Genomic DNA, 25,618 nt, shown 5'->3' with positions numbered 1-25,618 from the left:
TCCTAGGGGGGAAACCATGATAGCGAACTTTGCCACATTACTGCTTCATCTGGCCGGCAGCACCGCGACACCCGGCACGCAGCCTCCGCTTATGGTCATCCAGAATGTCGGGTTCGATGGCTCCGAAGCCGCACGTTACGACGCCGAGCGCGACGAATATCTTGTCTCGAATCTCACAGCGCGAGGCCCTGAAAACAACGGATTCATCTCGCGCGTGTCACCGGACGGCAAAGTCATTTCACTCAAGTGGATTACTGGAGGTGTAAATGGCGTAACGCTGGCTGATCCACTCGGCATGTATTTGCACGGCGATCTGCTATACGTGGCCGATATCAGCGCAGTCCGCCTGTTTGACCGCAAGAGCGGCGCGCCACGCGGCAATATCGAGATTCCCGATGCAGTGCGACTCAATGACCTTGTCGTAGCAAAAGACGGGACGGTGTATGTTACGGATTCCGGAAATGATACGATGCCCGGTGCGCTGTTCAGCATCAATGCGAAAGGAGAGGTTTCGACATTCGCCCCACGTGATCCGGCACTGGAACGCCCGAATGGTATCACTGTCGATGCTGATGGCCACATCATTCATGGCGGTCGCGGAGTAAACCTTGTGACCCGCAACCGGCAAGGTCACATCATCGGCGAACGTACACTTCCGACCGGCCAGTTTGACGGCATTGTGCTGCTTCCGAATGGCGATACTGTTGTAGCCAGCCAGCTCGGAAAAAACGTCTATCGCGTTCCTGCGGACAGCAGCCCGCCTGTGGTTGTCGCCGACAATATCGAAGTGCCTGCCGCCATAGGCATAGATCACAAACGGATGCGCCTGCTTGTTCCCCAGATAAGGAACAGTTCTGTTTCCATTTTCAATCTTGGGGATTAGCTATATCATATATGATATAGCTGGAATACCAGCTTCGATCGTTATGCCTAGGCTTGAACCTTGCCTCACTTGGGAGGCAAGGTTCAAGCCCAGATACACAACTACGATACAATTTTCGAGCTTCTCCTATCCACCTGCTTTTGTATGAGTGGCAGACGGCGGCAATTCCGGTTTCGGGGCGGTCACACCTTCCGGCAAAATTCCAAGCTCATGCCTTACAGTTGTAGGAATATTAGTGTTGATTTTCCAAGTCCCGTTCACCTTCCTGTATGTCTGGTAATAGATCGCATATGTCCGGCTTTCCTGTCCTGGCTCAACGAGGAACCCTTTTGTCGGCGTTTCGTCCCGGGGCATCCAGAACACGAAGAGCGCCTGCCAGACCCCGCGAGCGGTGGTCGGAGATAAAAGCTCGATTTCGGGATGACCGAAATTCTCGAAAAGGCTGTACATTTTCTCGCTAGTCATCCCAACTGCGTTCAGATGCTCCCGCCAGCCTTCGGGGCCGCTGACGACCCGCCCGATCGTGTATTGCCAGTAGCTCGATTCGTCGGTGAAGAGGTTAACCCAGCGATCCCAATCCCGTTGATTGATATAACGCGTATACTTCAAGGGCAGCTTCTGGATCTCCTCGATCTCTTTGAGTTTATCCGTTTCAGACATAGCAACCAGTTCAGCAGTAGGCTTGGCATTATCATATGCCTCAAGCGTTCGCTTCCGCCATGCCTCACCTAGTGGGTCCGCTTTTGCGATCACACTCTGTAACTGAACCACACCGATTGTGCAGGCCAATATCGCCGCAACAGGCACTCCGCTGCGCCTTGCACCAAACATGATGATCTCCCCTCATTTTCCTACTACCACCATGTTTATAGTATGACCATATTGCCCTACATTACAATATCGCTTTGTTGGAAGGAGCTTTGCCGATTCCGATCAGTGCCGAAGCATATTTTGGCGCGATCCCAATCGAAGCCCCCCTTCTTCGGCAACGCGGTATCGTCGATGATCAGCTGTGCCGTGTCACCTCCGATAAGCGCATCGACTACTGCCACAATGTTGCTTCCAGCGGCGCGCTGTCCCAAATCCCCCGCACCAATGAAGTAATGCAGTCGATCATAACCGACTTCATCCGCCCGCGCAGCCATAGGCTGGATGCTCTTTCGATCTCCCAAGCCATCAAGCCTACAACATAGGCTGGGCACATTCGGCGCCAGATTTTATGTGTCAAACGGCGTTCAAAAGGGACCCCCGATCGGCGTCGAAGAGGGACCCCCTTTTCGGATAATATGATGCTGGTTTGTTGAAGATGGCCTTGCGCTGCGTGCGGCGGAGGGCGGGCGTAGCCCGACCGGAGGCGCGCGCAGCGCAAGATAGATTTTTGAAGGCGCCGAAGGTGGCTGTCAGCTGCGGTTTTTGAAGCGCCAGCTGTCGTTGCCCGTCTCGACGATATCGCAGTGGTGGGTGACGCGGTCGAGCAGCGCCGTGGTCATCTTGGGATCGCCGAACACGGTCGGCCATTCGCCGAAGGCGAGGTTCGTGGTGATGATGACGCTGGTCCGCTCATAAAGCTTGCTGATGAGGTGGAACAGCAACTGCCCTCCCGAGCGGGCGAACGGCAGATAACCGAGCTCGTCGAGCACGATCAGGTCGAGCCGCGACAGCTGCGCCGCCAGGGTCCCGCCTTTGCCGATCCGGGTCTCCTCTTCGAGGCGTGTCACCAGATCGACGGTGTTGAAGTAGCGGGCGCGAGCGCCCCTTCGCACGACATTGGCGGTGATCGCGATGGCGAGGTGGGTCTTGCCTGTCCCCGTGCCGCCGACCAGCACGATATTGCGGCGAGGCGGGAGGAAGGAGCCATCGTGAAGGGAGCGGATCATCTCCTCATTGATCGGTGTGCCCTCGAAGCTGAACCGCTCCAGGTCCTTCACCACGGGCAGCCTCGCAGCCGTCATCCGATAGCGGATGGAGGCTGCATCCCGGTGGGTCGCCTCAGCACGGAGCAGGTCGGTCAGTATCTCCATGGTGGTGCGCTTGCGCTGGAGGCCGGTGGTGACCGCCTCGTCGAACGCCGCCGCCATGCCCTTGAGTCCGAGGCCGCGCATCGTGTCGATCATATCATGCCGCTGCATCATAGCCTCGCAGCAGATCATAGCGGGCACAGTCGGCGAGCGGAGGATGCTGCAGCATCCGGTCTTCCGAAGTGACGATGCTGTGGGGTGTCGCCGGCTCGCGGCGCCGGGAGAGGATGTTGAGGATCAGCTCGTCGCTGGCCGTTCCGTTCGCCAACGCTTCGCGCACGGCAGCCTCTACCGGCTCCAGGCCATCGGTGAGCACCGCCGAGAGGACCCGCACGAACCTGCGATCGGCCTCGTCCCCGGTGCCGAGCCTTCGCCGTAATCGGTGCAGGGCGGGCGGCAGATCCCAGTCCTGGAACGGTGCGCCGTTACGCAGCGCGCCGGGCTTGTGCGCGAGGACCGGCAGATAATGCCAGGGATCGTATATCGTGCGGTTCCGACCGAAGTGGCGCTCATGCTCCCCGACGATCGCATCGCCGCAGCGTATGACGATGCGATCGGCATAGGAGCGCACCTGAACGGTCCGGCGTGCGGCCGTCGACATGACCGAGTAGCGGTTGCGATCGAAGCTGATGAGGCAGGTGCCGGTGACGGCATGCTCGCTCTCATGGAAGCCGTCGAACGGTGCCAGGATCGGCTGCAGGGCCGGTCGCTCCATATCCAGCGCCTCGGCGACGGTAATATCCCCGCGTTCGGGATGGGCATGATGCTCGGCCCAGCGCCGGCACTCGGCCTCCAGCCACCCGTTGAGCTCGGCCAGGCTGGCGAACCGGAGTCGCGGCTGGAAGAAGCGGCCTCGGATCGTCTGGACCTGCTGCTCGACCTGGCCCTTCTCCCATCCCGCCGCCGGCGAGCAGGCGGTCGGCTCGACCATGTAATGATCGGTCATGATCAGGAAGCGGCGGTTGAACACACGCTCCTTGCCGGTGAACACGGCCGTCACCGCCGTCTTCATATTATCGTAGATACCGCGTCGCGGCACACCGCCGAAGAACGCGAACGCCCGGGCATGGGCATCGAACAGCATCTCCTGGCCCTCGCGCGGATAGGCTCGGACATAGGGTGCGCGCGAGTCGCAGAGACGCATATGCGCCACCTTCACCCGCATCGGCTTGCCGGCGATCTCCACATCCTCGTGGCTCCAGTCGAACTGGTAGGCCTCACCCGGCTGGAAGGTCATCGGGATGAACGCCGGTGCGCCTTCGCCAGCATCCTTCCGCCGCGCAGCACGCCAGCGCGCCGCATAGCGGCGCACCGCATCATAGGATCCATCGAACCCCTCGCGCACCAGCAGGTCATGGATACGCGTCATCCGTAGCCGATCGCGGCGGCCGCGACCTTCGTTCTCCTCAAGCAGCGCATCGAGACGATCCTGATAAGGACCGATCCGCGGCAGCGGCTGGACTTTGCGCTGATAGTTGAACGCCGCCTCCGGCGACCGGATCGCTTTGCGGACGACCTTCCGCGACAAACGAAGGTCACGAGCGATCGCCTTGATCGCCTTACCCGCTGCATGCTCACGCCGAATCCGAACCACTGTCTCCACGATCAACATCCCGTTCTCGCCAACTGATCAAAACCAGTCGGCCGACTAAATCCCCGGGATGAAGGGGTCCTTTTTGCACGCCGATCACCCCACGAAGGGGGTGCCTATTGCACGCTGATCCTCACCTCTAGGGATGCAGTGGGGCCGCGACGCCCTTGCTACCTGCGCTCATACAGAGGACGGGGGCAGGAGAAATTCAACTGCTGCCCTCACTTGTCTAGGATGGATTAATGGAGCCACGCAGGCGGCTGGCGGGACGATTTCCACTGAGCCGGAAAAGCCCGATTATTGCACTCCGGGATTTGGTGGATCGATTGGGCAATACGCTGCTGTGTTCCTGAAATTCCTGCGAGACAACCCCGCGAAGCGACACTTGCCAGCGATCTATTTGTACCATCAGGCGATGGCAGAGGCGTTCCCTTGCCGGTAGTGCGGGGACCAACGCTGCCTCTTCGCACCCTCTGGGCACCGAATATGCCCCCAAACAGCGCCGCGCCGCATGTGCGACCTGTCCTTTCGCGCCCGCCAATGGTGGCGGGGCAGAACTGAAAGGAACCTAGAAATGGATGCAGCAGCGGTAGCGGCTATGGATTTGGCCCACGAAAACCTGTCCTACCACATGGACGCGCTGGCAATCGGCTTTGAGGAAACCGACATCGGGGCATTGGAGCGCCGCGCCCGCGCGACGCTGGCGGCGACCCTGTTCTTGCGGGAGCTTCACAATCCCGATTTTGCCGACGACGGGGCCGCCGACTGGGCACACCACATCACGCAGATTGCAGACGCACTGGAGGTAAGGCCCATTCTGGCCGGGATGCTCGCGGCGGGCAGCGACAACGACTAACCCGCACCCCACCGAAACGCAAATGGCCGCCGAGCACCCCGCCCGGCGGCCATATTTGCGTTGTTTATCAGGGGGATGGTGGTGCTGCTGGGGAGGATTGAACTCCCGGCCTCGTCCTTACCAAGGACGCGCTCTACCACTGAGCTACAGCAGCATAACCCTTCAAATCTGCTCCCCGGCCTGCTCCCCTGAGCCTCCGAGGTGGTCCTTAAACTCTTGTTTCCTCACCACTTTCGCTCTTGGGACGCACCCTTACCAAGGATGCGCTCTACCACTGAGCTACGGCAGCCTGCCATTCGTGCGGGCGGCGTCCTATGGGCGAGCAGGCGCCGCCTTGTCAAGCAAGGTGCTTGGCGAATGGAGGGGAATCCCGCTACAGCGGGACCATGACCAGCCCTTCCGCCGACGAACGCAAGGCCCGGCTCGCTGCGGCGCTGCGGCAGAATCTGCATCGCCGGAAGGCTGCGGCCCGTGCGGCGGCAGGGCCGGCGCACGACGGTACGGATACCGGCAGGGCGCAGGAACCGGATCCGGCCTAAAGCGCGCGTGTCGCCTCGGCGAGCCAGCCGCGCACATCCTCCGGAACGACGGGCGTCAGCGCTTCGCGGACGCGGGCGTGATAGGCGTTCAGCCATGCCCGCTCCGCATCGCTTAGCAGCTCCGCATCGACGAGCCTGAGGTCGATCGGCGCCAGCGTCAGCGTCTCGAAGCCGAGCAGCGGCTGCTCGGCGCCCGCCACCTCGACCGGCACGACCAGCACGAGGTTCTCGATGCGGATGCCGTATTCGCCGGTCTTGTAGTAGCCGGGCTCGTTCGAGAGGATCATGCCCGCGGCGAGCGGCTCGTCGCCGCCGCCGTAGGTGGCGATGCGCTGCGGGCCTTCGTGCACCGAGAGGAAGCTGCCGACGCCGTGACCGGTGCCGTGCGCGTAGTCGAGGCCGGCCTGCCAGAGGAACTGGCGCGCCAGCACGTCGAGCTGGCCGCCGCGCGTGCCGACCGGGAAGCGCGCCGTGGCGAGCGCGATGTGGCCCTTGAGGACGCGCGTGAAGCGGTCCTTCATTTCCGCCGTCGGCGTGCCGACGATCATCGTGCGCGTCACGTCGGTGGTGCCGTCGAGATACTGCCCGCCCGAATCGAGCAGGAAGATGCTGTCCCGCTCCACCTTGCGGTTGGTCTCCGGCGAGACGCGGTAGTGGACGATCGCGCCGTTCGGCCCGGCGCCCGAGATCGTGTCGAACGACAGGTCCTTCAGCAGGTTGGATTCGCGGCGGAAGTCCTCGAGCTTCGCGGCCGCGGCGATCTCGTCGAGCGCGCCCGTCGGCGCCGTGCGATCGAACCAGCTGAGGAAGCGCGAAAGCGCCGCGCCGTCGCGCACGTGCGCGGCCTTCGCGCCCGCGATCTCGACCGGGTTCTTGATCGCCTTGGCGAGGATGCAGGGGTCGCGGGCCTCGACGATGCGCGCGCCGCCGGCCTCCAGCGCCTGGAAGATCGCTGCGACGCACGTGGCGGGGTCGGCCGCGACGGCCTTGCCCGCCTTGCCGAGCGCCTGAAGCGCCTCCACGAATGCCTGGGGCGGGAGAGCACTGACATCCGGCCCCAGATGCGCGGCGACCTCGGGCGTGATCTTGGCGGGCGCGGTGAACAGCTGCGCCTTGCCGTCCGCCGAAACGATCGCGAAGGCGAGCGCGACGGGCGTGCGCGAGACGTCGCGGCCGCGCACGTTGAACAGCCACGCGATCGAATCGAGCGCGGCGATCACCGCGCAGTCCGCCTTCTTCTCGCCGAGCCAGCGGGCGATTTCGGCGCGCTTTTCCGCGGAACTGCGGCCGGCAAGCGCCTCGCCGTGCACCTCGAGGCGCTCGGCCGAAGGTGCGGGCCGATCGGTCCAGACGCGGTCAACCGGATTGTCCGTCACCGGCACCAGTTCGGCGCCCTTCGCCGCAAGCCGCTTGCCCGTCGCCTCCACCCAGCCGCGCGTGTGCAGCCACGGATCGAAGCCGATGCGCTGCCCGGGCCCGACCTTCTCCTCCAGCCAGTCGGCGATCTGAACCTTCGGCACGCCGAGGTACTGGTAGAGCGTGCCGTCAACCTGATCGCGGACCTGCAGCGTGTAGCGCCCGTCGACGAAGATGCCGGCCTCCCCGGCGAGCACGACGGCGGAGCCGGCCGAGCCTTCGAACCCCGTCAGCCACGCCAGCCGCTGCGCGTAGCTGCCGACATATTCGCTCATGTGTTCGTCGGTGAGCGGCACGACGAAGCCGTCGTAGCGGTTTTCCGCCAGCGCGCGGCGAAGCGCCGCCAGCCGGTCACGGTAAGTCGACATCGAAAACTCCTCAAACGCTGCCGGGAAACGGGGCAGATGCCCGCGTCCGAAGGCCCCGGCGCCAAGGCTTTGTTAAATATCGCGTGCCAATATGGCGCGAGATCGAGATTGGAACAATCGCAATGATGGACCGCATACTGGCGCTGGGAAGCCAGTTCGACCCGAATTTCACGGCGCTTGCCGTCATCATTTGCGTGATGTCGATGCTGACCGCGGTGCGGCTTTTCTCGCGCGGCCTCGTGGCGCGCGGCGAAGCGCGGCCCACGTGGCTGCTGCTGGCCGGCATTTCGGCCGGGTTCGGCGCGTGGGCGATGCATTTCCTCGCCATGCTGGCCTACCATCCGGGCGTGTCCACGGGGCACGGCCCGGTCGGGCTGCTCACCTCGCTGATCCTCGTGCTGCCGATGGCGATCGCCGCCTTCTACGCCGCCGCCAACCTCGACGGATGGGTGCGGCCCGCGTTCGGCGGGGTCATCTTCACCTTCGCGGTCACGGTGATGCACTTCTCCAGCCTCAAGGATTTCCACGTCGACGGCGTGTTCAACGTCGACCGCGACCTCGTGGCGGTGGCCTTCATCGCCTGCGCGCTGATGGCGAGCGCGGGCTTTGCGGCCACGGGACCAGCGCGGACCGTGCCGCGGCAGGCGGCCGGCGGCATCATCCTCGGTCTCGCGGTATGCGCTTTCCACTTCATCGCCATGGCGGCGCTCAACATCGTTCCGGGCGCGGGCGGGAAGGGCGGCCTCGTCATCTCGGAGTTCGCCATCGCGGGCGCCATCGCCGCCGTGACGCTGATCGTCATCGCGACCGGCCTCGGCGCGGCGCTCGTCGACGCCAAGGGCGCCGAGCGCGCCGTCGAGCGGCTGCGGCGGCTCGCGAACGGCGCCTTCGAGGGCATCGTCATCACCGCGCACGGCAGGATCGTCGACGCCAACACCAGCTTCCTAAATCTCGTCCGCGCCGACCACGACGACGTCATCGGCCGCCCGGTCGACAAGAACCTGCTCGAACGCGGCTACAGCCAGACCGGCAACGAGGACGCGCTGCTGAGCCCCTTCGACCACGGCGAGGCGATCCCGGTGGAGGTCCGCTCGCGCAGCCTCTCCGACGACAAGGCCGAGGCGGTCTACGCGATCCGCGACCTTCGCGCGCAGCGCAAGGCCGAGGAGGAGATCCGCTACCTCGCGCAGCACGACAGCGCGACGCGCCTCCTCAACCGCAACGCCTTCATGACGCGCCTCGACGCGCTGCTGGAGCGCGCCGCGCAGGAAGGCGAGCCGGTCGCGCTGCTGTTCGTCGATCTCGACCTGTTCAAGCACATCAACGACGTCCACGGCCACCGCGCCGGCGACCTCGTGATCGCGGAAGTCGCCAATCGCCTGCGCGGCATGGCCAAGGGATCGAGCCTGCTGGGGCGCATCGGCGGCGACGAGTTCGTCATCGCGCTCTACGGCGGCACGCAGCCGACCGAGGCCGCGCAGTGCGCGCACAGCCTGCTCGAACGCCTGTTGGAGCCGGTGCCCTACGAGGAGCACAAGGTCGAGATTTCCGGCAGCGTCGGCATCAGCCTCTATCCGGCGGACGCGGGCAACGCCTCCGATCTCGTCGCCTTCGCCGACATGGCGCTCTACCGGGCGAAGCGCGGCGGGCGCAACGCCGCCTGCTTCTTCAGCCGCGACATGGACGAGGCGATCCGCGACCGCCGCCGCCTCGCGCGCGACCTCAAGAAGGGCATCGACGCCGGCGAGCTTCGGCTCAGCTACCAGCCGCTCGCCGCGATGGCGGACGGCCGCATCGTCGGCTTCGAGGCGCTGGTGCGCTGGCAGCACCCGGTGCGCGGGCTCCTGCAGCCCGACGACTTCATCCTCGTCGCCGAGGAGAACGGCCTCATCATCGCGCTCGGCAACTGGGTGCTGAAGCAGGCCTGCTTCGAGGCGGTGAAGTGGGAGCGGCCGTTCCGCGTCGCCGTGAATCTCTCGGCGCTGCATTTGCAGGACAATTCGCTCGTCAGCCGCGTGCACGAGATCCTCGTCAACAGCGGGCTTTCCCCGGCGCGGCTCGAGATCGAGATCACCGAATCGGCGCTGTTCCTCGATCAGGCGCGCGCGCTTTCGAACCTGCGCCGCCTGAAGGCGCTCGGCGTGCGCATCGCGATGGACGACTTCGGCACGGGCTATTCGTCGCTTTCGACGCTGAACGCCTTTCCGTTCGACCGCATCAAGATCGACCGCAGCTTCGTCGACGAGATCAGCCGTTCGCCGCAGGCCGAGAAGATCGTCCGCGCCATCGTCAGCCTCGGCCACAGCCTCGGCGTGCCGATCACGGCGGAGGGCGTCGAGACCGAAACGCAGCTCGAATTCCTGCGCCGCGAAGGCTGCGACCAGGTGCAGGGCTTCCTGATCGGCCGCCCCGAGCACATCGACATGCACGCCGGGCTGGTGACGCCGTCGAACCCCGGCGTGCCGGGCGGCGACGGCGGCGAGGACAAGATCGCGCAGGCCTCCTGAACGGTTGACCGCGGCGGCGCCGCTCGCGCAAACACACCGGACCTTCCCTGCGGCCGCTCGAGGCCCAGACCGACCGGAGTGCCATGACCGAAATCCCGAAGCCGCCCGTCGCCCCCCGCAAGCCGCACAGTTTCACGCGCCACGGCATCACGGTCGAAGACCCGTATGCGTGGCTTCGCGATCCCGGCTATCCGGAGGTGACGGACGCGGAGGTGCTCGCCTACCTCAATGCCGAGAACGCCTATTTCGAGGCGGTGATGGCCCCGCACAAGGGCCTTACCCAGACCATCTTCAACGAGATGAAGGGCCGCGTGAAGGACGACGATTCGAGCGTCCCGCAGCGCGACGGCGACTTCCTCTACTGGTACGCCTTCGATGCGGGCGCCGAGTACCGCAAGTGGTATCGCCGGCCCGCCGCGGGCGGCGGCGACGTTGTGATCCTCGACGAGCCGAAGCTCGCGGAGGGGCACCAGTATTTCCGGCTCGGCGGCCTCGCCGTCAGCCCGGATCAGCGCCTGCTCGCCTACGCCGTCGATACGAACGGCTCCGAACGCTACGTGCTGCGCGTGCGCGACCTCGAAACCGGCGCCGACCTGCCCGACGTGATCGAGAACTGGCGCTACGGCCTCGTCTGGGCCGCCGATTCGAAGAGCTTCCTCTATACGGACGCCGACGAGAACTGGCGCTCCAAGACGGTCTGGCACCACCGGCTGGGCGACGCGCAGTCCGCCGACCGCGCCGTCTACACCGAAGCGGCCGAGGAGTTCGGCGTCCAGATCGGCCGCACGCAGTCGCGCAAGTATGCCGTGCTCCAGACCGGCGACCACACGACGAGCGAGGTGCGCCTGCTGCCGACCGACGACTTCGCGGCGGCGCCGGTGCTCGTCTCGCCGCGCAAGGCCGACCGGCAATACGATGTCGACGAGCGCGAGGGCACGCTCTACATCCGCGTCAACGACACGCACCCGAACTTCCGCGTCGTCACCGCCTCCGTTGCCGTACCCGACCAGTGGAGCGAGCTGATCGCGGGCAGCGACCGGCACTACATCCAGTCCGCCACCAGCTTCGAGAACCTTCTCGTCATCGAGGAACGGGTGGACGGCCTGTCGCAGATCCGGCTGCGCCGCTACGCGGACGGCGGCGAGCGCTACGTCGCCTTTCCAGAGGCCAGCTTCGTCGCGACGCTCTCCACCAATCCGGAGTACCGCATCGACCGGCTGCGCATCGACTACCAGTCGATGGTGACGCCGAACACGGTCTACGATTACCACCTCGCCGACGACCGCCTCGAAACCTTGAAGGTCCGCGAGATTCCGAGCGGCTACGACCCCTCGCAGTACGCGACCGAGCGGCTGATGGCCCCGGCGCGGGACGGCACGCTCGTTCCCGTCTCCGTCGTCTACCGCAAGGACTTCGTGAAGGACGGGCGCGGCCCGCTCCATATCTACGCCTACGGCGCCTACGGCTTCGCCTTCCCGCCGGGCTTCTCGGCGAACCGGCTGTCGCTGCTCGACCGCGGCTTCGCCTACGCCATCGCGCACATCCGCGGCGGCGACGATCTCGGCTACCGATGGTATCTCGACGGCAAGCTCGACAAGCGCCCCAACACGTTCAACGATTTCGTCGACGTGACGCGCTTCCTGATCGAACAGGGCTTCGCGTCGCCCGGCCGCGTCACCGCTTCCGGCGGCTCGGCGGGCGGCGAGCTGATGGGCGCGATCGCCAATCAGGCGCCCGAGCTTTACGGCGCGGTCGCCGCGCACGTGCCGTTCGTCGATGTGCTCAATACCATGCTCGACGACACGCTGCCGCTCACCCCCGGCGAATGGCCGGAATGGGGCAACCCCATCGCGGACAAGGCCGCGTTCGAACTGATCCGCAGCTACAGCCCCTACGACAACGTGAAGCCGCAGGCCTACCCGGCGCTGCTCATCACCGGCGGGCTCAACGATCCGCGCGTCACCTATTGGGAGCCGGCGAAGTGGGCGGCGAAGCTGCGCGCCGCCAAGACCGACGACAAGGTGCTGCTGCTCAAGACCAACATGGGCGCGGGCCACGGCGGCAAGTCCGGGCGCTATGTCTCGCTGGAGGAAGACGCCGAGGAATATGCCTTCCTGATCAGCCAGATCGGCCGATGACGGGCGAAGCGCCGCACGCCGTCTTCACGCAGCAGAAGACGCCCATGCCCGGCGACATCGACGAGCTCGGCCACGTCAACAACGCCGTCTACGTGCGCTGGATTCAGGACGTGGCTGTCGCGCACTGGTACGCCGTCGCCCCGGCCGACCTCGCCGCGAACGTCGTGTGGGTCGTCGTCCGCCACGAGATCGACTACCGCGCGCCCAGCCACCTCGGCGAGACGCTGACCTTGCGCACGTGGGTCGGCGACGCGCCCAAGGGCGCACGCTACGACCGTTTCGTCGAAGTGACCGGCCCGGACGGCAAGGTCCGCGTGCGCGCGCTCACCACGTGGGCGCTGCTGGACCGGGAAAGCCGCCGCCCGATGCGGGTGACAGCGGAAATCACCGCGCCTTTCGTTCCGAAAAAGTCGGTATAGTTAGGAGTTTGCTAAGCTTGCCGCGCTAGTTTCCCTCAGCGGCCGACGGTTTCGGCCGAGGGGATCATGATGAGTGCATTCGGCAGAAAAGCTGGAATTGGAGCGGCGCTGAGCACGCCGCGTCGGGGCTTCGGCAACGCAGCGCCCATGCGGGGATCGCGCGCGGCCCCGGCGGTTGAGCCGCTGCCGGAACCCGAGGAGGAGGAAGCCGCCGAGCCCGCCGTCGAAGTGACGGGCGACCGCGTGCAGGACGCGATGCAGCGCCTCAGCGCCCGCGAGCGCGGCGCCGCCGATCAGGCGACCTCGCGCCAGGAGGGCTTCGAGGCCTCGATCCACAAGATCAAGGAGCAGGTGCTCCCGCGCCTGCTGGAGCGTGTCGACCCGGAAGCCGCCGCGACGCTTTCCAAGGACGAGCTGAGCGAGGAATTCCGGCCGATCATCGGCGAGGTGCTCGCCGAGCTGAAGCTGACGCTCAACCGCCGCGAGCAGATCGCGCTCGAGAAGGTGCTCGTCGACGAGCTGCTCGGCCTCGGGCCGCTCGAGATGCTGCTCGCCGATCCGGCCGTCTCGGACATCATGGTGAACGGCCCCAACCAGACCTTCATCGAGCGCAAGGGCAAGCTCGAGCTCGCCAGCATCGTGTTCCGCGACGAGGAGCATCTGTTCCAGATCGCGCAGCGCATCGTGAACCGCGTCGGCCGCCGCATCGACCAGACGACGCCGCTCGCCGACGCGCGCCTGCCCGACGGCAGCCGCGTCAACGTGATCGTGCCGCCGCTCTCGCTTCGCGGCACCGCCATCTCCATCCGCAAGTTCTCCGCCAAGCCCATCACCATCGACATGATGCAGAAGGGCGATTCGATGTCGGACAAGATGGCGACGGTGCTGAAGGTGGCGGGCGCCTGCCGCTTCAACGTCATCATCTCGGGCGGCACGGGGTCGGGCAAGACGACGATGCTGAACGCCATGTCGAAGATGATCGACCCCGGCGAGCGCGTCATCACCATCGAGGACGCCGCCGAGCTTCAGCTCCAGCAGCCGCACGTGCTGACGCTGGAGACGCGCCCCGCGAACCTCGAAGGCAAGGGCGCGATTACCATCCGCGACCTCGTCATCAACGCGCTGCGTATGCGCCCGGACCGCATCATCCTCGGCGAAATCCGCGGGCAGGAGTGTTTCGACCTGCTCGCCGCGATGAACACCGGCCACGACGGCTCGATGGCGACGCTCCACTCCAACTCCCCGCGCGAATGCCTCGCGCGCATGGAGAACATGGTGATGATGGGCGACATCAAGATCCCGAAGGAGGCCATCAGCCGCCAGATCGCCGATTCGGTGGACATGATCGTGCAGGTGAAGCGCCTGCGCGACGGCTCGCGCCGCGTGACGAACATCACCGAGGTCGTCGGCATGGAAGGCCCGGTGATCGTGACGCAGGAACTGTTCAAGTTCGAGTATCTCGACGAGACCGAGGACGGCCGCATCATCGGCGAATACCGCTCGATGGGCCTGCGCCCGCACACGTTCGAGAAAGCCAAGGCCTTCGGTTTCGACCAGGCCCTTCTGGAGGCCTGCCTGTGACCGTCGAAGCCCTCATTCCCGTCACGCCGCCGATCGTGAAATCGCGTCTGCGCACCAAGCGCAAGGCGGCCGTGGAACTCGTTCTGGAAGACGGGACGAGCCTTGCCGGCCACATGTTCGTCGGCCCAGACGAGCGCGTGCTCGAATGCCTCAACGACGCGCGGCCGTTCGTGCCGTTCCTGCAATCGGACGGCACCATGCTGATCGTCGCCAAGGCGAAGATCGCCGCCTGCCGCCCGCTCGAGGACTGAGCCCCTCCGGCAACCGGCCCTAACGCGGCCACACGGCCGGCAGATGCGCCGCGCCGACGATCAGCGCGAGCAGCGCCAGAAACATCACACCGTGCCACGGAACCCACGGCAGCGCGCCGGGCTTGCGTTTGCGGCGGACTTGCCAGAGGCTGACGAGGCCGAACGCGAGCGCGACCGACATCATCTGCAGCGTGATCTCGAACGTCATGCGAGGCAGATAGTGCGCCGGGCGCGTATAGAACAAGTCCACGAAGGCCGAAGAGGGAGACTCCGAATGATCCGCACCATCCTTGCCGCCGCGCTCATATCGGCGGCCGCCGTGCCCGCCGCCGCGCAGCACGACCACGGCCATCACGCCGTTCCGGCCGCGCCGGACTATGCCGCCGCGCTCGCGGGCGCGCACCGCAGCGAGGCGAACCGCGCGCGCGACCAGTATCGCCACCCGGCGGAAACGCTGACGTTCTTCGGCCTCACGCCGGGCATGACCGTGGTCGAGGTTGCGCCCGGCGGCGGCTGGTACACCGAGGTGCTGGCGCCGATCCTCGCCGACCACGGCAAGCTCTATGCCGCCCACGGCGTTCCCGAGGCGTCGGAATATGCCGCGAAATCGCTGGCGGCGTATCAGGCGAAGCTGGCGTCGAATCCGCTCTACAAGGCCGTGGAAGTCACGCGCTTCGGCAAGGACCACTACGACGGCCTCGCCCCGGCGGGCAGCGCCGACATGGTGCTGACCTTCCGCAACGTCCACAACTGGTACATGGGCGGCTTCGCGGGCGACGCGTTCAAGGCGTTCTACACGGCGCTGAAGCCGGGCGGCGTGCTCGGCGTCGTCGATCACCGCCTGCCGGAAGACCGCCCCGACGAGGCGATGAAGGGCTCCGGCTACATGAAGCGCTCGACCATCGTCGCGCTCGCCGAGGCGGCGGGCTTCCGGCTCGCGGGCGAATCCGAGGTGAATGCCAATCCGAAGGACGCCGCGGACTGGCCGAACGGCGTGTGGACGCTGCCGCCGACCTTCCGGGAAGGCGACAAGGACCGCGCCAAGTACGCCGCGATCGGCGAATCCGACCGCATGACGTTGAAGTTCGTGAAGCCCGCCTCCTAGGCGAGGCTCTTCGACGCCATCTCGAACGTGTCGCGGGAGACGCCCGGCGCCCCGACGATGCGTTCGAGCTCGGCGCGCATCATCGCGGCGCGTTCGTCCTCCATGCGCCGCCAGCGGCCGAACGGCGCGATGAAACGCGCCGCCGTCTGCGGATTGATCGCGTCCACTTCCAGCAGCCTGTCGGCCACGAAGCGATAGCCGGCGCCGTCCTTCCGGTGGAACACGTACTGGTTCATCGCGAGCGCGCCGACGAGCGCGCGGAAACGGTTCGGGTTGCGGATGGTGAAATCGGCGTGCGCGGCGAGCGCGATCGCCTTTTCGAGCGCACCTACGCCGGTGGCCATCGCCTGCGCCGAGAACCACTTGTCGAGCACGAGCGCATCGTCCCTGAAGCGGTCGTAGAAATCGCCGAGCACCCGCCCGCGCGCCGGGCTGTCCGTATCGACGAGCAGGCCGAGCGCGGCGATGCGGTCGGTCATGTTGGTCGCCGCGTCGTACTGCGCCTCGGCGGCCGCGACGGCGGCGTCATCGGGGTCCGCGAACAGATAGCCGAGCGCGACGTTCTTCAGGCGGCGGCGTCCCTTGGCGTCGGGCGACAGGTCGTAGGGTCCGCCGTCGGCGAGGCTGGCGTGGAGCGCCGTCCACGTCTCCCGGCCCACGCCCTCCAGCAGCGCGCGGCGCAGGCCCTCGCGCGCCGTGTGCACGGCATCCGGATCGACGTTCGCGGCAAGCCGCTCGGCGACCATCGTCTCGGTCGGCAGCAGGATGGATTCGCCGATGAAGGCGCGGTCGAGCGCCTGGTTCTTCAGCGTGCGGCGCACCGCCTCGACGAGCGGCGCGGCATCGGTGCCGCCGCTGCGCACGGCGTCGACCAGCCGGTCCATCATCAGCTGCTGCATCGCCTCGTAGCGCGCGAACGGATCGTCGTCGTGCGCGGAGAGGAAGGCGAAATCGGCGGCGCTGCGCGTCGTCTCGACGGTCACCGGCGCCGAGAAGCCGCGGTTGATCGACAGCACCGGCGGCTCGGCGACGTTCTCGAACGTCATCGTCGCGCTCGCCGAGCGGAGCTGGAAGAGCTGCTCCGGCCCGAGCGGCGACCCCGATTCGCGCCCGAACAGCGCGACCTTCAGCGGAATGTGCATCGGCGCCTTGTTCGACTGGCCGGGCGTGTCCGGCACGGCCTGCGCGAGCGTCAGCGTCGCGGATTTCTTCGCCGGATCGTAAGCGAGATCGGCGGTGACGGTCGGCGTCCCCGCCTGCGAATACCACAGGCGGAACTGGCCGAAATCGGCGCCGCCGCCGTCTTCCAGCGCCTTCACCCAATCCTCGACCGTCGCGGCCTCGCCGTCGTGGCGCTCGAAATAGAGGTCGGTGCCCTTGCGGTAATTCTCCGGCCCCAGCAGCGTCGCCGCCATGCGGATCACCTCGGCGCCCTTGTTGTAGACGGTCGCCGTGTAGAAGTTCGAGATCTCGATGTAGCTTTCGGGGCGCACCGGGTGCGCGAGCGGCCCGGCGTCCTCCTGGAACTGCGCGGCGCGCAGCGCCCGCACGTCCTCGATGCGCTTCACGGCGGGGCTGCCCATGTCGGCGCTGAAGCTCTGGTCGCGGAAGACGGTGAGGCCTTCCTTGAGGCTGAGCTGGAACCAATCGCGGCAGGTGATGCGGTTGCCGGTCCAGTTGTGGAAATACTCGTGCGCCACCACCGCCGCCACCGCGTCGAAATCGGCGTCGGTCGCCGTCTCGGCATCGGCGAGGATGTACTTCGAATTGAAGATGTTGAGGCCCTTGTTCTCCATCGCACCGAAGTTGAAGTCGTCGACGGCGACGATGTTGAACACGTCGAGGTCGTATTCGCGCCCGTAATGCGCCTCGTCCCAGCGCATCGAGTCTTTCAGCGCCTGCATGGCGTGGCGGCACTTCTCCACGTCGCCGGGGCGCACCCAGATGCCGAGCGTCACGTGGCGGCCGGACATCGTCTCGAAACCGTCTTCCAGCGCGCGGAGATCGCCCGCGACCACCGCGAACAGGTAGCAGGGCTTCGGGAACGGATCGTCCCAGCGCGCGAAGTGGCGGCCGTCCGGCAGGTCGCCCGAGGCGACCGGGTTGCCGTTCGACAGCAGCACGGGGTAGCGCGCCTTGTCGGCCTTCAGCTCCACCGAGTAGCGGCTGAGCACGTCCGGCCGGTCCGGGAAGAAGGTGATGCGGCGGAAGCCTTCCGCCTCGCACTGCGTGCAGAGGTTGCCGCCGGACGCGTAGAGCCCCATCAGCTTGGTGTTGGCGGCGGGCGCGATCTCCACGACCGTTTCCACCGTCGCCGTGTCGCCCGCGAGCGGGATCGTCAGCGTGCCTCCGGCAAGCGTGTAGTCGCCTTCGCCGAGCACGCGCCCGTCGACGCTGACCGATTTGAGGTCGAGATCGTCGCCGTCGAGCACGAGCGGGCCGCCCCCCGCCCGCTCCGCCTTCAGCACCGCGCGGACGCGCGTGCGCTCCGCGTCCAGATCGAAGGCGAGGCTGATCTCGGGGACGCGCCACGCGGGCGGCGCATAGTCCTCACGGCGGGTGATGGCGGGGGTTTCGCTGCGTGCTTCCATGACAGCCGACATAGTGAGCGCCCGCGCGAATCGCCAGCGGGTTCGAACGGCTGCGGTGCATCCCTCGACTTCGCTCGGGATGAAATCCCTTATGACTCCACATCCATCATCCCGAGCGAAGTCGAGGGATGCACAACCCCATGACACGTCCCCGTATCCCCGCCATGATGGCGCCATGCCTCATCTCCTGATCCTCGGCCAGGGCTATACCGGCACGCGGCTGCGCGCGGCGCTGGAGCGCGGCGGCTGGACCGTGACGGGAACGGCGCGCGCCGCGCGGCCCGGCATCCTCGCGGCGGACGACCCCGCCGTGGCGAGCGCCGTCGCGGGCGCGACGCACATCCTGTCCTCCGTGCCGCCCGAAGCCGATGGCGACCCGGTGCTGGCGCGGCACGGCACGGCGCTCGCATCTTCCGGCGCATGGCTCGGCTACCTCTCCTCCACCGGCGTCTACGGCGACACCGGCGGCGCGTGGGTGGACGAAACCGCGCCCGTCGGCTCCGGCCGCCGCAGCGCGCGCACCGCCGCCGATCTCGCGTGGCAGGGCATCGGCGCGCGCGTGCTGCGCCTGCCCGGTATCTACGGCCCCGGCCGCTCGGCGCTGGACCGGGCGCGCGCGGGAACGGCGCAGCGCATCGACGCAGGAACGCAGGTGTTCAGCCGCATCCACGTGGACGACATCGTCGCGGCGGTGATCGCTGCGTTCAATGCGCCGCCCGGCGTCTGGAACGTCGCCGACGACCTGCCCGCGCCCGGCCACGCGGTGACGGCCTTCGCCTGCCGTCTGGCGGGCGCGGCCCTGCCCCCGCTGCTGCCGCTCGCCGAAGCGGCGCTGTCCCCGCAGGCGCGCGCCTTCTATGCCGAGAACCGGCGCGTCGCGAACGGCAAGATGAAGCGGGACCTCGGCATCCGGCTTCGCTATCCTGACTACCGCTCCGGCCTTCGCGCCTGTCTTCTGGAGGATTGCCCATGAAATTCGGCGTCGGCCAGTCGCCCCGCAGGGTGGAGGACGAACGGCTGCTGACCGGCCGCGGCCGCTACACCGACGATTTCCAGCCGGAGGGCACCGCCTACGGCGTGACGGTGCGCTCGCCCTACGGCCATGCGCGCATCCTCGGCATCGACACGGCGGACGCGAGGCAGATGCCGGGCGTGCTCGCGGTGTACACGGCGGAGGATGTCGCGCACTACGGCCCAATTCCCTGCCTCGTGAAGCTGCCGGGGCGGATCGAGACGCCGCGGCCGCTGCTTGCCGCCGATACGGTCCGCTTCGTCGGCGACGGCGTCGCCTTCGTCGTCGCCGAAACGCGGGCCGCGGCGCGCGCTGCGGCCGAGGCCGTCGTCGTCGACTACGAGGACCTGCCCGCCGCCGCCCACCTCGACACGGCGCTTGCGCCCGGTGCGCCCGCGATCTGGCCCGAAGCCCCCGGCAACATCGTGTTCGACTGGCAGGCCGGCGACGCGGAGGCCGCGCGCGCCGCCATCGCCTCCGCCGCGCACGTCACGCGCCTGCGCCTCGTGCAGAATCGCATCGCGCCGACCTCGATGGAGGTGCGCGCGGCGCTCGGCGAATGGTCGGAAAGCGGCCTGACGCTCACCGTCGGCAGCCAGGGCGTCGCCGGTATGCACCGCGACCTCAGCCGCAAGATCCTGAAATACCCGCCCGGGCGCCTGCGCGTCGTCACCGGCGATGTCGGCGGCGGCTTCGGCATGAAGGTCTTCATCTATCCCGAGTACGCGCTCGTCCTCCATGCCGCGCAGCATTTGCAGCGGCCGGTGAAATGGACCGGCGAGCGGTCCGATGCCTTCCAGACCGATTCGCACGGCCGCGCCGTGGTGTCGGAGGCCGCGCTGGCGCTGGACGCGGACGGCAATTTCCTCGCGCTCGCCGTTGAAAGCCGGGCCGACCTCGGCGCCTATCAGGCGCAGTTCGGCCCGGCGATCCAGACGATGGCGGGCGGGCGCATCATGGGCGGCGTCTACCGCATCCCGGCGATGCACAACCACGTGCGCGGCGTCGTCACCAACACCGCGCCGGTCGACGCCTATCGCGGCGCGGGCCGTCCCGAGGCGACCTACATCATCGAGCGGCTGATCGAGACGGCGGCGCGCGAGACGGGCCGCGACGCGGGCGACCTGCGCCGCCGCAACCTGCTGCGGCCGGATGAGCTTCCGCACGCGAACGGCCTCGGGCTCACCTTCGACGTCGGCAACTTCCCGGCGCTGCTCGATGCCGCGCTGGAGAAGGCCGACTGGACCGGGTTTCCCACCCGCCGCGTCGCCGCCGAAGCGCGCGGCCTGCGCTACGGACGCGGCATCGCCTGCTACGTGGAGATCGCGGGCGGCGGCGACCTCGACGAGTTCGCGGACGTGCGCTTCCTCGACGACGGGACGATCGAGGCGGCGGTCGGCACGCAGTCCAATGGGCAGGGGCACGAGACCTCTTACGCGCAGGTGCTCGCCGAGCGGCTGGGCGTCCCCATCGAACAGGTGAGGATCGTGCAGGGCGACACCGCACGCCTGGAGGTCGGCCACGGCACCGGCGGCTCGCGGTCGATGGTGTGGGGCGGCGGCGCGCTGATCGAGGCCGCCGCGAGCATCATCGACAAGGGGCTGGCGCTGGCCCGCGCCGATCTCGGCGAGGACGTCGATTTCGGCGACGGCCTGTTCCGCGCGCGCGGCAGCAACCGCACGCTGAGCTGGCCAGAGCTTTCGCAGCGCCACCCGCAGGCGCTCGACACGCGCGCCCGCTACGCGAAGGAGAAGCCGACGCCGACCTTCCCGAACGGCTGCCACGTCGCCGAGGTGGAAATCCATCCCGACACCGGCACGGTCCGCGTCGCCCGCTACAGCATCGTCGACGATTTCGGCACGCTGGTGAACCCGCTGCTCGTCGAGGGCCAGGTGCACGGCGGCATCGCGCAGGGCCTCGGGCAGGCGCTCCTCGAAACCGTCGTCTACGACGAGAGCGCGCAGCTCCTCACCGGCAGCTTCATGGACTACGGCATCCCCCGCGCCGACGACATGCCGCGCGGCATCGCCTTCGCCTCGCGCCCGGTGCCAAGCCCCAACAACCCGCTCGGCGCCAAGGGCTGCGGCGAGGCCGGCACGATCGGCGCCATGCCCTCCATCATGAACGCCGTCGTCGACGCGCTGGACGGCACCCACGTCGACATGCCCGCCACGCCCGAGAAGCTCTGGCGCATCTGCCGGGATCTCGCGGAGAGGGCCGCAGCATAAAGGGAATGGCCCCGCGCCTGCCACCGGTCCTGCTCGCCAATGCACGCGCCATGCGGGCCGAACCCGCCCCGGCCGAAGGTAAATTGTGGCACCGCCTGAAAGGCCGTCAACTCGCAGGGTACAAGTTCACCCGGCAGGTCGTTTTCGGACCCTATATCGTGGACTTCGCGTGCCGGTCGCAGCGTTTGATCATCGAGCTTGACGGCGACACCCACGCGGCACGCGAGACTTATGACGCGCAGCGTTCCGCCCGACTTGCAGAGCGGGGCTACCGCGTCCTGCGCTTCCCGAACAGCGAGGTTCACGAGAATATCGAAGGCGTGCTGGAGATGATCCTGCACGCGCTGGAGCCCTTACCCTCCCCCAACCCCTCCCTTGCAGGGAGGGGAGAGGAGAGCATCTAGCCCCTCCCTGCCAAGGGAGGGGGTTGGGGAGGGTTTTTTGTCGGGCTTGTCGGCACACGCTTCAGGCGTCCATAGTGGCCGGGCGCAGACCATGCCCGACACCCTCGACGACCCTTCCGCCACGCGACCCTTCGCCGTCCCCATCTACCGGACGGTGTGGATCGCCAGCATGGTTTCCAATTTCGGCGGCATGATCCAGTCGGTCGGCGCGTCGTGGATGATGACGACGCTCACCACCTCGCCGGCACTCGTCGCGCTCGTGCAATCGTCGGTGACGCTGCCGATCATGCTGCTGTCGCTCGCCGCCGGCGCCATCGCCGACAACCGCGACCGGCGGCTGGTGATGCTGACGGCGCAGGGCTTCATGCTCGCCGTGTCCGTGGGGCTTGCGGTCTGCACGTGGGCGGGCCTCATCACGCCGTGGCTGCTGCTTACCTTCACCTTCCTCATCGGCTGCGGCACGGCGCTGAACGGCCCGGCGTGGCAGGCCTCCGTCGGCGACATGGTGCCGCGCGCCGCGCTTCCCGGCGCGGTCGCCTACAACTCGATGAACTTCAACACCGCGCGCAGCCTCGGCCCGGCGATCGGCGGCGCCATCGTCGCGGCGGCGGGCGCGGCGGCGGCCTTCGCCGTGAACGCGGTGAGCTACATCGGCCTCATCACCGTGCTCGCCCGCTGGCGGCCCGAGCGCCCGCCGCAAACGCTACCGCGCGAGGGCCTCGTCGACGGCATGTCCGCCGGCATCCGCTACGTCGCCATGTCGCCGACGCTGCGGGCCGTGCTGATGCGCGCGGCGGTGTTCGGCATGGCGGCAAGCGCCGTTCCCGCGCTGATGCCCATCGTCGCCCGCCACCTGATTTCCGGCAGCGCCTTCACCTACGGGCTGCTGCTCGGCGCCTTCGGCGTCGGCGCGATCGGCGGCGCGCTTTCGAGCGGGCGTCTGCGCCGCACCCGTTCGAGCGAATGGATCGTGCGGATCGCCATCGCCGTGATCTCCGCCGGAACGCTTGTCACCGCGTTCAGCCCGGCGATGCCGCTCACCATGATCGGGCTTTTCCTCGCCGGCGGCGGGTGGGTGCTCGCGCTGTCCACGTTCAACGTCACGGTGCAGATGTCGGCGCCGCGCTGGGTCGTGGCGCGCGCGCTCGCGCTCTACCAGATGTGGGCGTTCGGCGGCATGGCGATCGGCAGCTGGGTGTTCGGCGAGCTCGCCGGAATCGCGGACGTCCGCACCTCGCTGATGGTCTCGGCGGCGCTGCTGCTGCTCGGGCTGCTGATCGGCCGGGCGCGCCCGCTGCCCGAGGTGACGGACCTCGACCTCGATCCCATCGCGCGCTGGACCGAGCCCGAAGTGGCGGTCCCCGTGGAGCCCCGCACCGGCCCGGTCGTGGTGACGATCGAGTATCGCATTCCCGAGGCGAGCATCCGCACCTTCCTCACCGTGATGAGCGAACGGCGGCGCATCCGCATCCGCGACGGCGCCCGGCACTGGACGTTGCTGCGCGATCTCGGCGATCCCGAGCTCTGGGTCGAGCGCTACCACGTGCCGACGTGGCTCGATTACATCCGCCACAACCAGCGGCGCACGAATGCGGACGCGGACAACACCCATCGCCTGCGCGCGCTGCACAAGGGCGAGGCGCCGCCGCGCGTGCACCGCATGGTCGAGCGCCAGACCGGCGTGCCGCCCGACCTCCGCCTGCCGAGCGCCCGCGAACTCGCCGGGCCGCTCACGGACCCGTCGCAGACCGGCTAGCTGCGCCCCGTGGTGCCGCCCGCCGCGGCCGTTCCCGCGGGCACGCTGCGCGCCTTGAGGGCGATGACGAGACCGGACACCGTCAGCACCGCGCCGAGCGCCGCGAGCGGCGTCCAGCGATAGCCTTCGAGCAGCGTCGAGATCGTCATGGCGATGAACGGGATGAGCACGCTCGAATAGGCCGCCCACGCCGGTCCGACGATGCGGATGACGTTGAAATAGAGCACGAAGGCCAGCGCCGAGGCGATGGCGGCGAGATAGAAGACGCCGCCGAGATAGAGGGGCGTCCACGCGACGACCGGCGGACCGCTCGTCGCCCACGCGACCCCTGCGTCGATGAGCGCGCCGTAGAACATCGCGAAGGCGAGCATCCCGAACATGTCGTAGGTGCGGGCGCGCGCGGTCCCCTGCATGACGTTCGAAACCGAGGCGAGGATGACGGCGCAGCCGGTGAGCATCAGGCCGGTGATGAACGCGCCGCTCCACCCCGTCTGCGTCAATTCCCGTTCGAACAGCAGCGCGACGCCGACGATGCCGAGCGCCGCCCCGATCAGGAAACGGCCGCTGATCGGCTGCTTCAGGAACAGGCGCGCGAACAGCGCGTTCGGCACCACCAGCAGCGCGAACACGACCGCGATGAGCCCCGAGGTGATGCTGCGGCTCGCCTGGTAGACGAAATTGAAATTGCCCGCGAACTGGAACAGGCCGAGCGCGAGGAAGAAGCCGTGCGCGGAAAGCGGGAACCGCAGGTTCCGCCGCATGACGAGGCAGGCCGCGAACATCAGCAGGCTTGCCGTCATGAACCGGTACGTCACCGACCATTGCGGCGGCACGACGCCGAGCTGCGTCTTGATCACGTACCAGGTCGTGCCCCAGATCAGCGTGACCGCCGCGAACGGCAGGACGATGCGCGAGAGCGTCGGCCCCGTCACAGCGCGGCGAGCGCGGCGGCGAGCGCCTGCACGTGCGCCTCCGGCGTGTCCCACGCCGTCACCAGCCGGATCTCGCCCGCCGCCCAGTCGTAGAAGCCGAAGCCCTGCGCACGCAGCGCCGCGGACTCCTCCGGCGATGCGCGCACGAACGCTTCGTTCGCCTGCACGGGATGGATCAGCCTGCCGCCGGCCGCGGCGCCGATGCGGGCGGCGGCGGCGTTCGCGGCGCGGGCGTTGCGTTCCCACGCGCCGGTTTCGATCATCGCGAGAAGCTGCGCGGCGGCATAGCGGCCCTTCGAGGGCATCTGCCCGGCGCGCTTCTTGCGATGCGGCAGCGTCTCGGCGAGCGCGGGATCGAACACCACGATCGCCTCCGCCGACATGCCGCCGTTCTTGATGAAGCCGAAGCTCAGCATGTCGACGCCCGCGCGCCACGTGATGTCGGCGGGCGCGCAGCCGAGGTGCACGAGCGCGTTCGCGAAGCGCGCGCCGTCCATGTGCAGGCGCCACCCGCGCTGTTTCGCCTCGTCGCCGAGCGCCGCGACCTCTTCGGGCGTGTAGACGCAGCCGTACTCGGTCGCCTGCGTCAGCGAGAGCGCGGATGGGACCACCTGGTGCACGTCGCCGCGTATCCCGGCCACCGCCGCGCGCACGGCGTCCACCGTCAGCTTCGCGGCTTCGCCTTCCGCGAGCAGCAGCGCCGCGCCGCCGCTGAAGAACGCGGGCGCACCCGCCTCGTCGACCTGGATGTGCGCCTCGCGGTGGCAGACGACCGCGCCCCACGGCGGCACCATCGCGGCAAGGCCGAGACAGTTCGCCGCCGTTCCCGACCCCACGGCGAACACGCGGCATTCGTGCCCGAAAAAATCGCCGAACACGCCGTCGAGGCGTCGCGTCAGCGTATCGTCGTCGTATGTGCCCTCGACGCCGGTGTTGGCGGCGAGGACGGCTTCGATCACCTCGGGGCAGGCGGCGGCGGCGTTGTCGGAGACGAAATACATGCTGCGAGCGGCTAGGCCGCTC

The 25,618-nt window shown here is 67.6% G+C and carries 22 protein-coding genes and 1 tRNA gene; 13 read left to right on the top strand and 10 right to left on the bottom strand.

What is annotated here, in order from left to right:
• The first annotated feature begins 16 nt into the window (after positions 1-16).
• Positions 17-883 (top strand): SMP-30/gluconolactonase/LRE family protein, encoded by an 867-nt coding sequence (locus tag PE061_RS07665; protein ID WP_271258503.1) that lies wholly within the window; start codon positions 17-19, stop codon positions 881-883.
• A 126-nt stretch (positions 884-1,009) separates the two neighbouring features.
• On the opposite strand, the gene PE061_RS07660 is transcribed toward PE061_RS07665, so the two are convergent.
• The 4 genes from PE061_RS07660 to istA all read right to left on the bottom strand — a co-directional run bounded on the left by PE061_RS07660 (position 1,010) and on the right by istA (position 4,513).
• Complete coding sequence (locus PE061_RS07660; protein WP_271258502.1) at positions 1,010-1,714, bottom strand: nuclear transport factor 2 family protein; 705 nt, start codon at positions 1,712-1,714, stop codon at positions 1,010-1,012.
• A 56-nt stretch (positions 1,715-1,770) separates the two neighbouring features.
• Positions 1,771-2,028 carry a hypothetical protein gene (locus PE061_RS21755; protein WP_420794379.1) on the bottom strand — a complete coding sequence of 86 codons (258 nt, stop codon included), beginning with the start codon at positions 2,026-2,028 and terminating at the stop codon, positions 1,771-1,773.
• Positions 2,029-2,283: 255 nt separating this feature from the next.
• Positions 2,284-3,012 (bottom strand): IS21-like element helper ATPase IstB, encoded by a 729-nt coding sequence (istB, locus tag PE061_RS07650; RefSeq protein WP_031304487.1) that lies wholly within the window; start codon positions 3,010-3,012, stop codon positions 2,284-2,286.
• A complete protein-coding gene (gene istA, locus PE061_RS07645; protein ID WP_021238707.1) occupies positions 2,999-4,513 on the bottom strand; it encodes an IS21 family transposase in 1,515 nt (504 codons plus the stop codon). The genes istB and istA overlap by 14 nt, the downstream gene beginning before the upstream one ends.
• A 124-nt stretch (positions 4,514-4,637) precedes the next feature.
• Here istA and PE061_RS21750 point away from each other — a divergent pair, with 124 nt between their 5' ends.
• Positions 4,638-4,934, top strand: a complete 297-nt coding sequence (locus PE061_RS21750; RefSeq protein ID WP_420794378.1) for a Rap1a/Tai family immunity protein — start codon at positions 4,638-4,640, stop codon at positions 4,932-4,934.
• Positions 4,935-5,066: 132 nt separating this feature from the next.
• Positions 5,067-5,348 (top strand): hypothetical protein, encoded by a 282-nt coding sequence (locus PE061_RS07640; RefSeq protein WP_271258500.1) that lies wholly within the window; start codon positions 5,067-5,069, stop codon positions 5,346-5,348.
• Positions 5,349-5,427: 79 nt separating this feature from the next.
• Here PE061_RS07640 and PE061_RS07635 read toward each other — a convergent pair.
• Together PE061_RS07635 and PE061_RS07630 are read right to left on the bottom strand one after the other, a co-directional pair.
• Positions 5,428-5,502 (bottom strand) — tRNA-Thr (locus PE061_RS07635).
• Positions 5,503-5,883: 381 nt separating this feature from the next.
• A complete protein-coding gene (locus PE061_RS07630; RefSeq protein ID WP_271258499.1) occupies positions 5,884-7,671 on the bottom strand; it encodes an aminopeptidase P family protein in 1,788 nt (595 codons plus the stop codon).
• 122 nt (positions 7,672-7,793) lie between these two features.
• Here PE061_RS07630 and PE061_RS07625 point away from each other — a divergent pair, with 122 nt between their 5' ends.
• The 5 genes from PE061_RS07625 (at position 7,794) to PE061_RS07605 (ending at position 14,567) form a co-directional block, all read left to right on the top strand.
• Entirely contained in the window at positions 7,794-10,178 is a 2,385-nt protein-coding gene (locus tag PE061_RS07625; protein ID WP_271258498.1) for an EAL domain-containing protein, read from the top strand.
• A gap of 83 nt (positions 10,179-10,261) precedes the next feature.
• Positions 10,262-12,316 carry a S9 family peptidase gene (locus tag PE061_RS07620; RefSeq protein ID WP_271258497.1) on the top strand — a complete coding sequence of 685 codons (2,055 nt, stop codon included), beginning with the start codon at positions 10,262-10,264 and terminating at the stop codon, positions 12,314-12,316.
• A complete protein-coding gene (locus tag PE061_RS07615) occupies positions 12,313-12,735 on the top strand; it encodes an acyl-CoA thioesterase (protein ID WP_271258496.1) in 423 nt (140 codons plus the stop codon). The genes PE061_RS07620 and PE061_RS07615 overlap by 4 nt, the downstream gene beginning before the upstream one ends.
• 69 nt (positions 12,736-12,804) lie before the next feature.
• Positions 12,805-14,316, top strand: a complete 1,512-nt coding sequence (locus PE061_RS07610; protein WP_271259153.1) for a CpaF family protein — start codon at positions 12,805-12,807, stop codon at positions 14,314-14,316.
• Complete coding sequence (locus tag PE061_RS07605) at positions 14,313-14,567, top strand: hypothetical protein (RefSeq protein WP_271258495.1); 255 nt, start codon at positions 14,313-14,315, stop codon at positions 14,565-14,567. The genes PE061_RS07610 and PE061_RS07605 overlap by 4 nt, the downstream gene beginning before the upstream one ends.
• Positions 14,568-14,586: 19 nt before the next feature.
• Here the strand turns inward: PE061_RS07605 and PE061_RS07600 are convergent, their stop codons facing one another.
• Positions 14,587-14,775: a hypothetical protein gene (locus PE061_RS07600; protein ID WP_271258494.1), complete on the bottom strand. Its 189-nt coding sequence runs from the start codon at positions 14,773-14,775 to the stop codon at positions 14,587-14,589.
• A gap of 66 nt (positions 14,776-14,841) precedes the next feature.
• On the opposite strand from PE061_RS07600, the gene PE061_RS07595 reads away from it, so the two are divergent.
• The gene (locus tag PE061_RS07595) at positions 14,842-15,672 is read left to right on the top strand and encodes a class I SAM-dependent methyltransferase (RefSeq protein ID WP_271258493.1); all 831 of its coding nucleotides are present in this window, start codon (positions 14,842-14,844) and stop codon (positions 15,670-15,672) included.
• On the opposite strand, the gene pepN is transcribed toward PE061_RS07595, so the two are convergent.
• Entirely contained in the window at positions 15,669-18,275 is a 2,607-nt protein-coding gene (gene pepN, locus PE061_RS07590; RefSeq protein WP_271258492.1) for an aminopeptidase N, read from the bottom strand. The genes PE061_RS07595 and pepN overlap by 4 nt on opposite strands.
• A gap of 163 nt (positions 18,276-18,438) precedes the next feature.
• Here pepN and PE061_RS07585 point away from each other — a divergent pair, with 163 nt between their 5' ends.
• From PE061_RS07585 to PE061_RS07570, 4 genes are all read left to right on the top strand, one after another.
• Positions 18,439-19,236: an SDR family NAD(P)-dependent oxidoreductase gene (locus tag PE061_RS07585; protein WP_271258491.1), complete on the top strand. Its 798-nt coding sequence runs from the start codon at positions 18,439-18,441 to the stop codon at positions 19,234-19,236.
• On the top strand, positions 19,233-21,503 hold the full coding sequence (locus PE061_RS07580) for a xanthine dehydrogenase family protein molybdopterin-binding subunit (RefSeq protein WP_271258490.1): 2,271 nt from the start codon (positions 19,233-19,235) through the stop codon (positions 21,501-21,503). The genes PE061_RS07585 and PE061_RS07580 overlap by 4 nt, the downstream gene beginning before the upstream one ends.
• 5 nt (positions 21,504-21,508) lie before the next feature.
• The gene (locus PE061_RS07575) at positions 21,509-21,907 is read left to right on the top strand and encodes an endonuclease domain-containing protein (RefSeq protein WP_271258489.1); all 399 of its coding nucleotides are present in this window, start codon (positions 21,509-21,511) and stop codon (positions 21,905-21,907) included.
• Between the two features lie 91 nt (positions 21,908-21,998).
• The gene (locus PE061_RS07570) at positions 21,999-23,663 is read left to right on the top strand and encodes an MFS transporter (protein WP_271258488.1); all 1,665 of its coding nucleotides are present in this window, start codon (positions 21,999-22,001) and stop codon (positions 23,661-23,663) included.
• Here the strand turns inward: PE061_RS07570 and PE061_RS07565 are convergent.
• The gene (locus PE061_RS07565) at positions 23,660-24,595 is read right to left on the bottom strand and encodes a DMT family transporter (RefSeq protein WP_271258487.1); all 936 of its coding nucleotides are present in this window, start codon (positions 24,593-24,595) and stop codon (positions 23,660-23,662) included. The genes PE061_RS07570 and PE061_RS07565 overlap by 4 nt on opposite strands.
• Positions 24,592-25,596 (bottom strand): threonine aldolase family protein, encoded by a 1,005-nt coding sequence (locus PE061_RS07560; RefSeq protein WP_271258486.1) that lies wholly within the window; start codon positions 25,594-25,596, stop codon positions 24,592-24,594. The genes PE061_RS07565 and PE061_RS07560 overlap by 4 nt, the downstream gene beginning before the upstream one ends.
• Between the last annotated feature and the right edge of the window lie 22 nt (positions 25,597-25,618).

Source organism: Sphingosinicella microcystinivorans (assembly GCF_027941835.1).
GTDB lineage: Bacteria > Pseudomonadota > Alphaproteobacteria > Sphingomonadales > Sphingomonadaceae > Sphingosinicella.
This window is presented reverse-complemented; position numbering and strand designations above follow the sequence as displayed.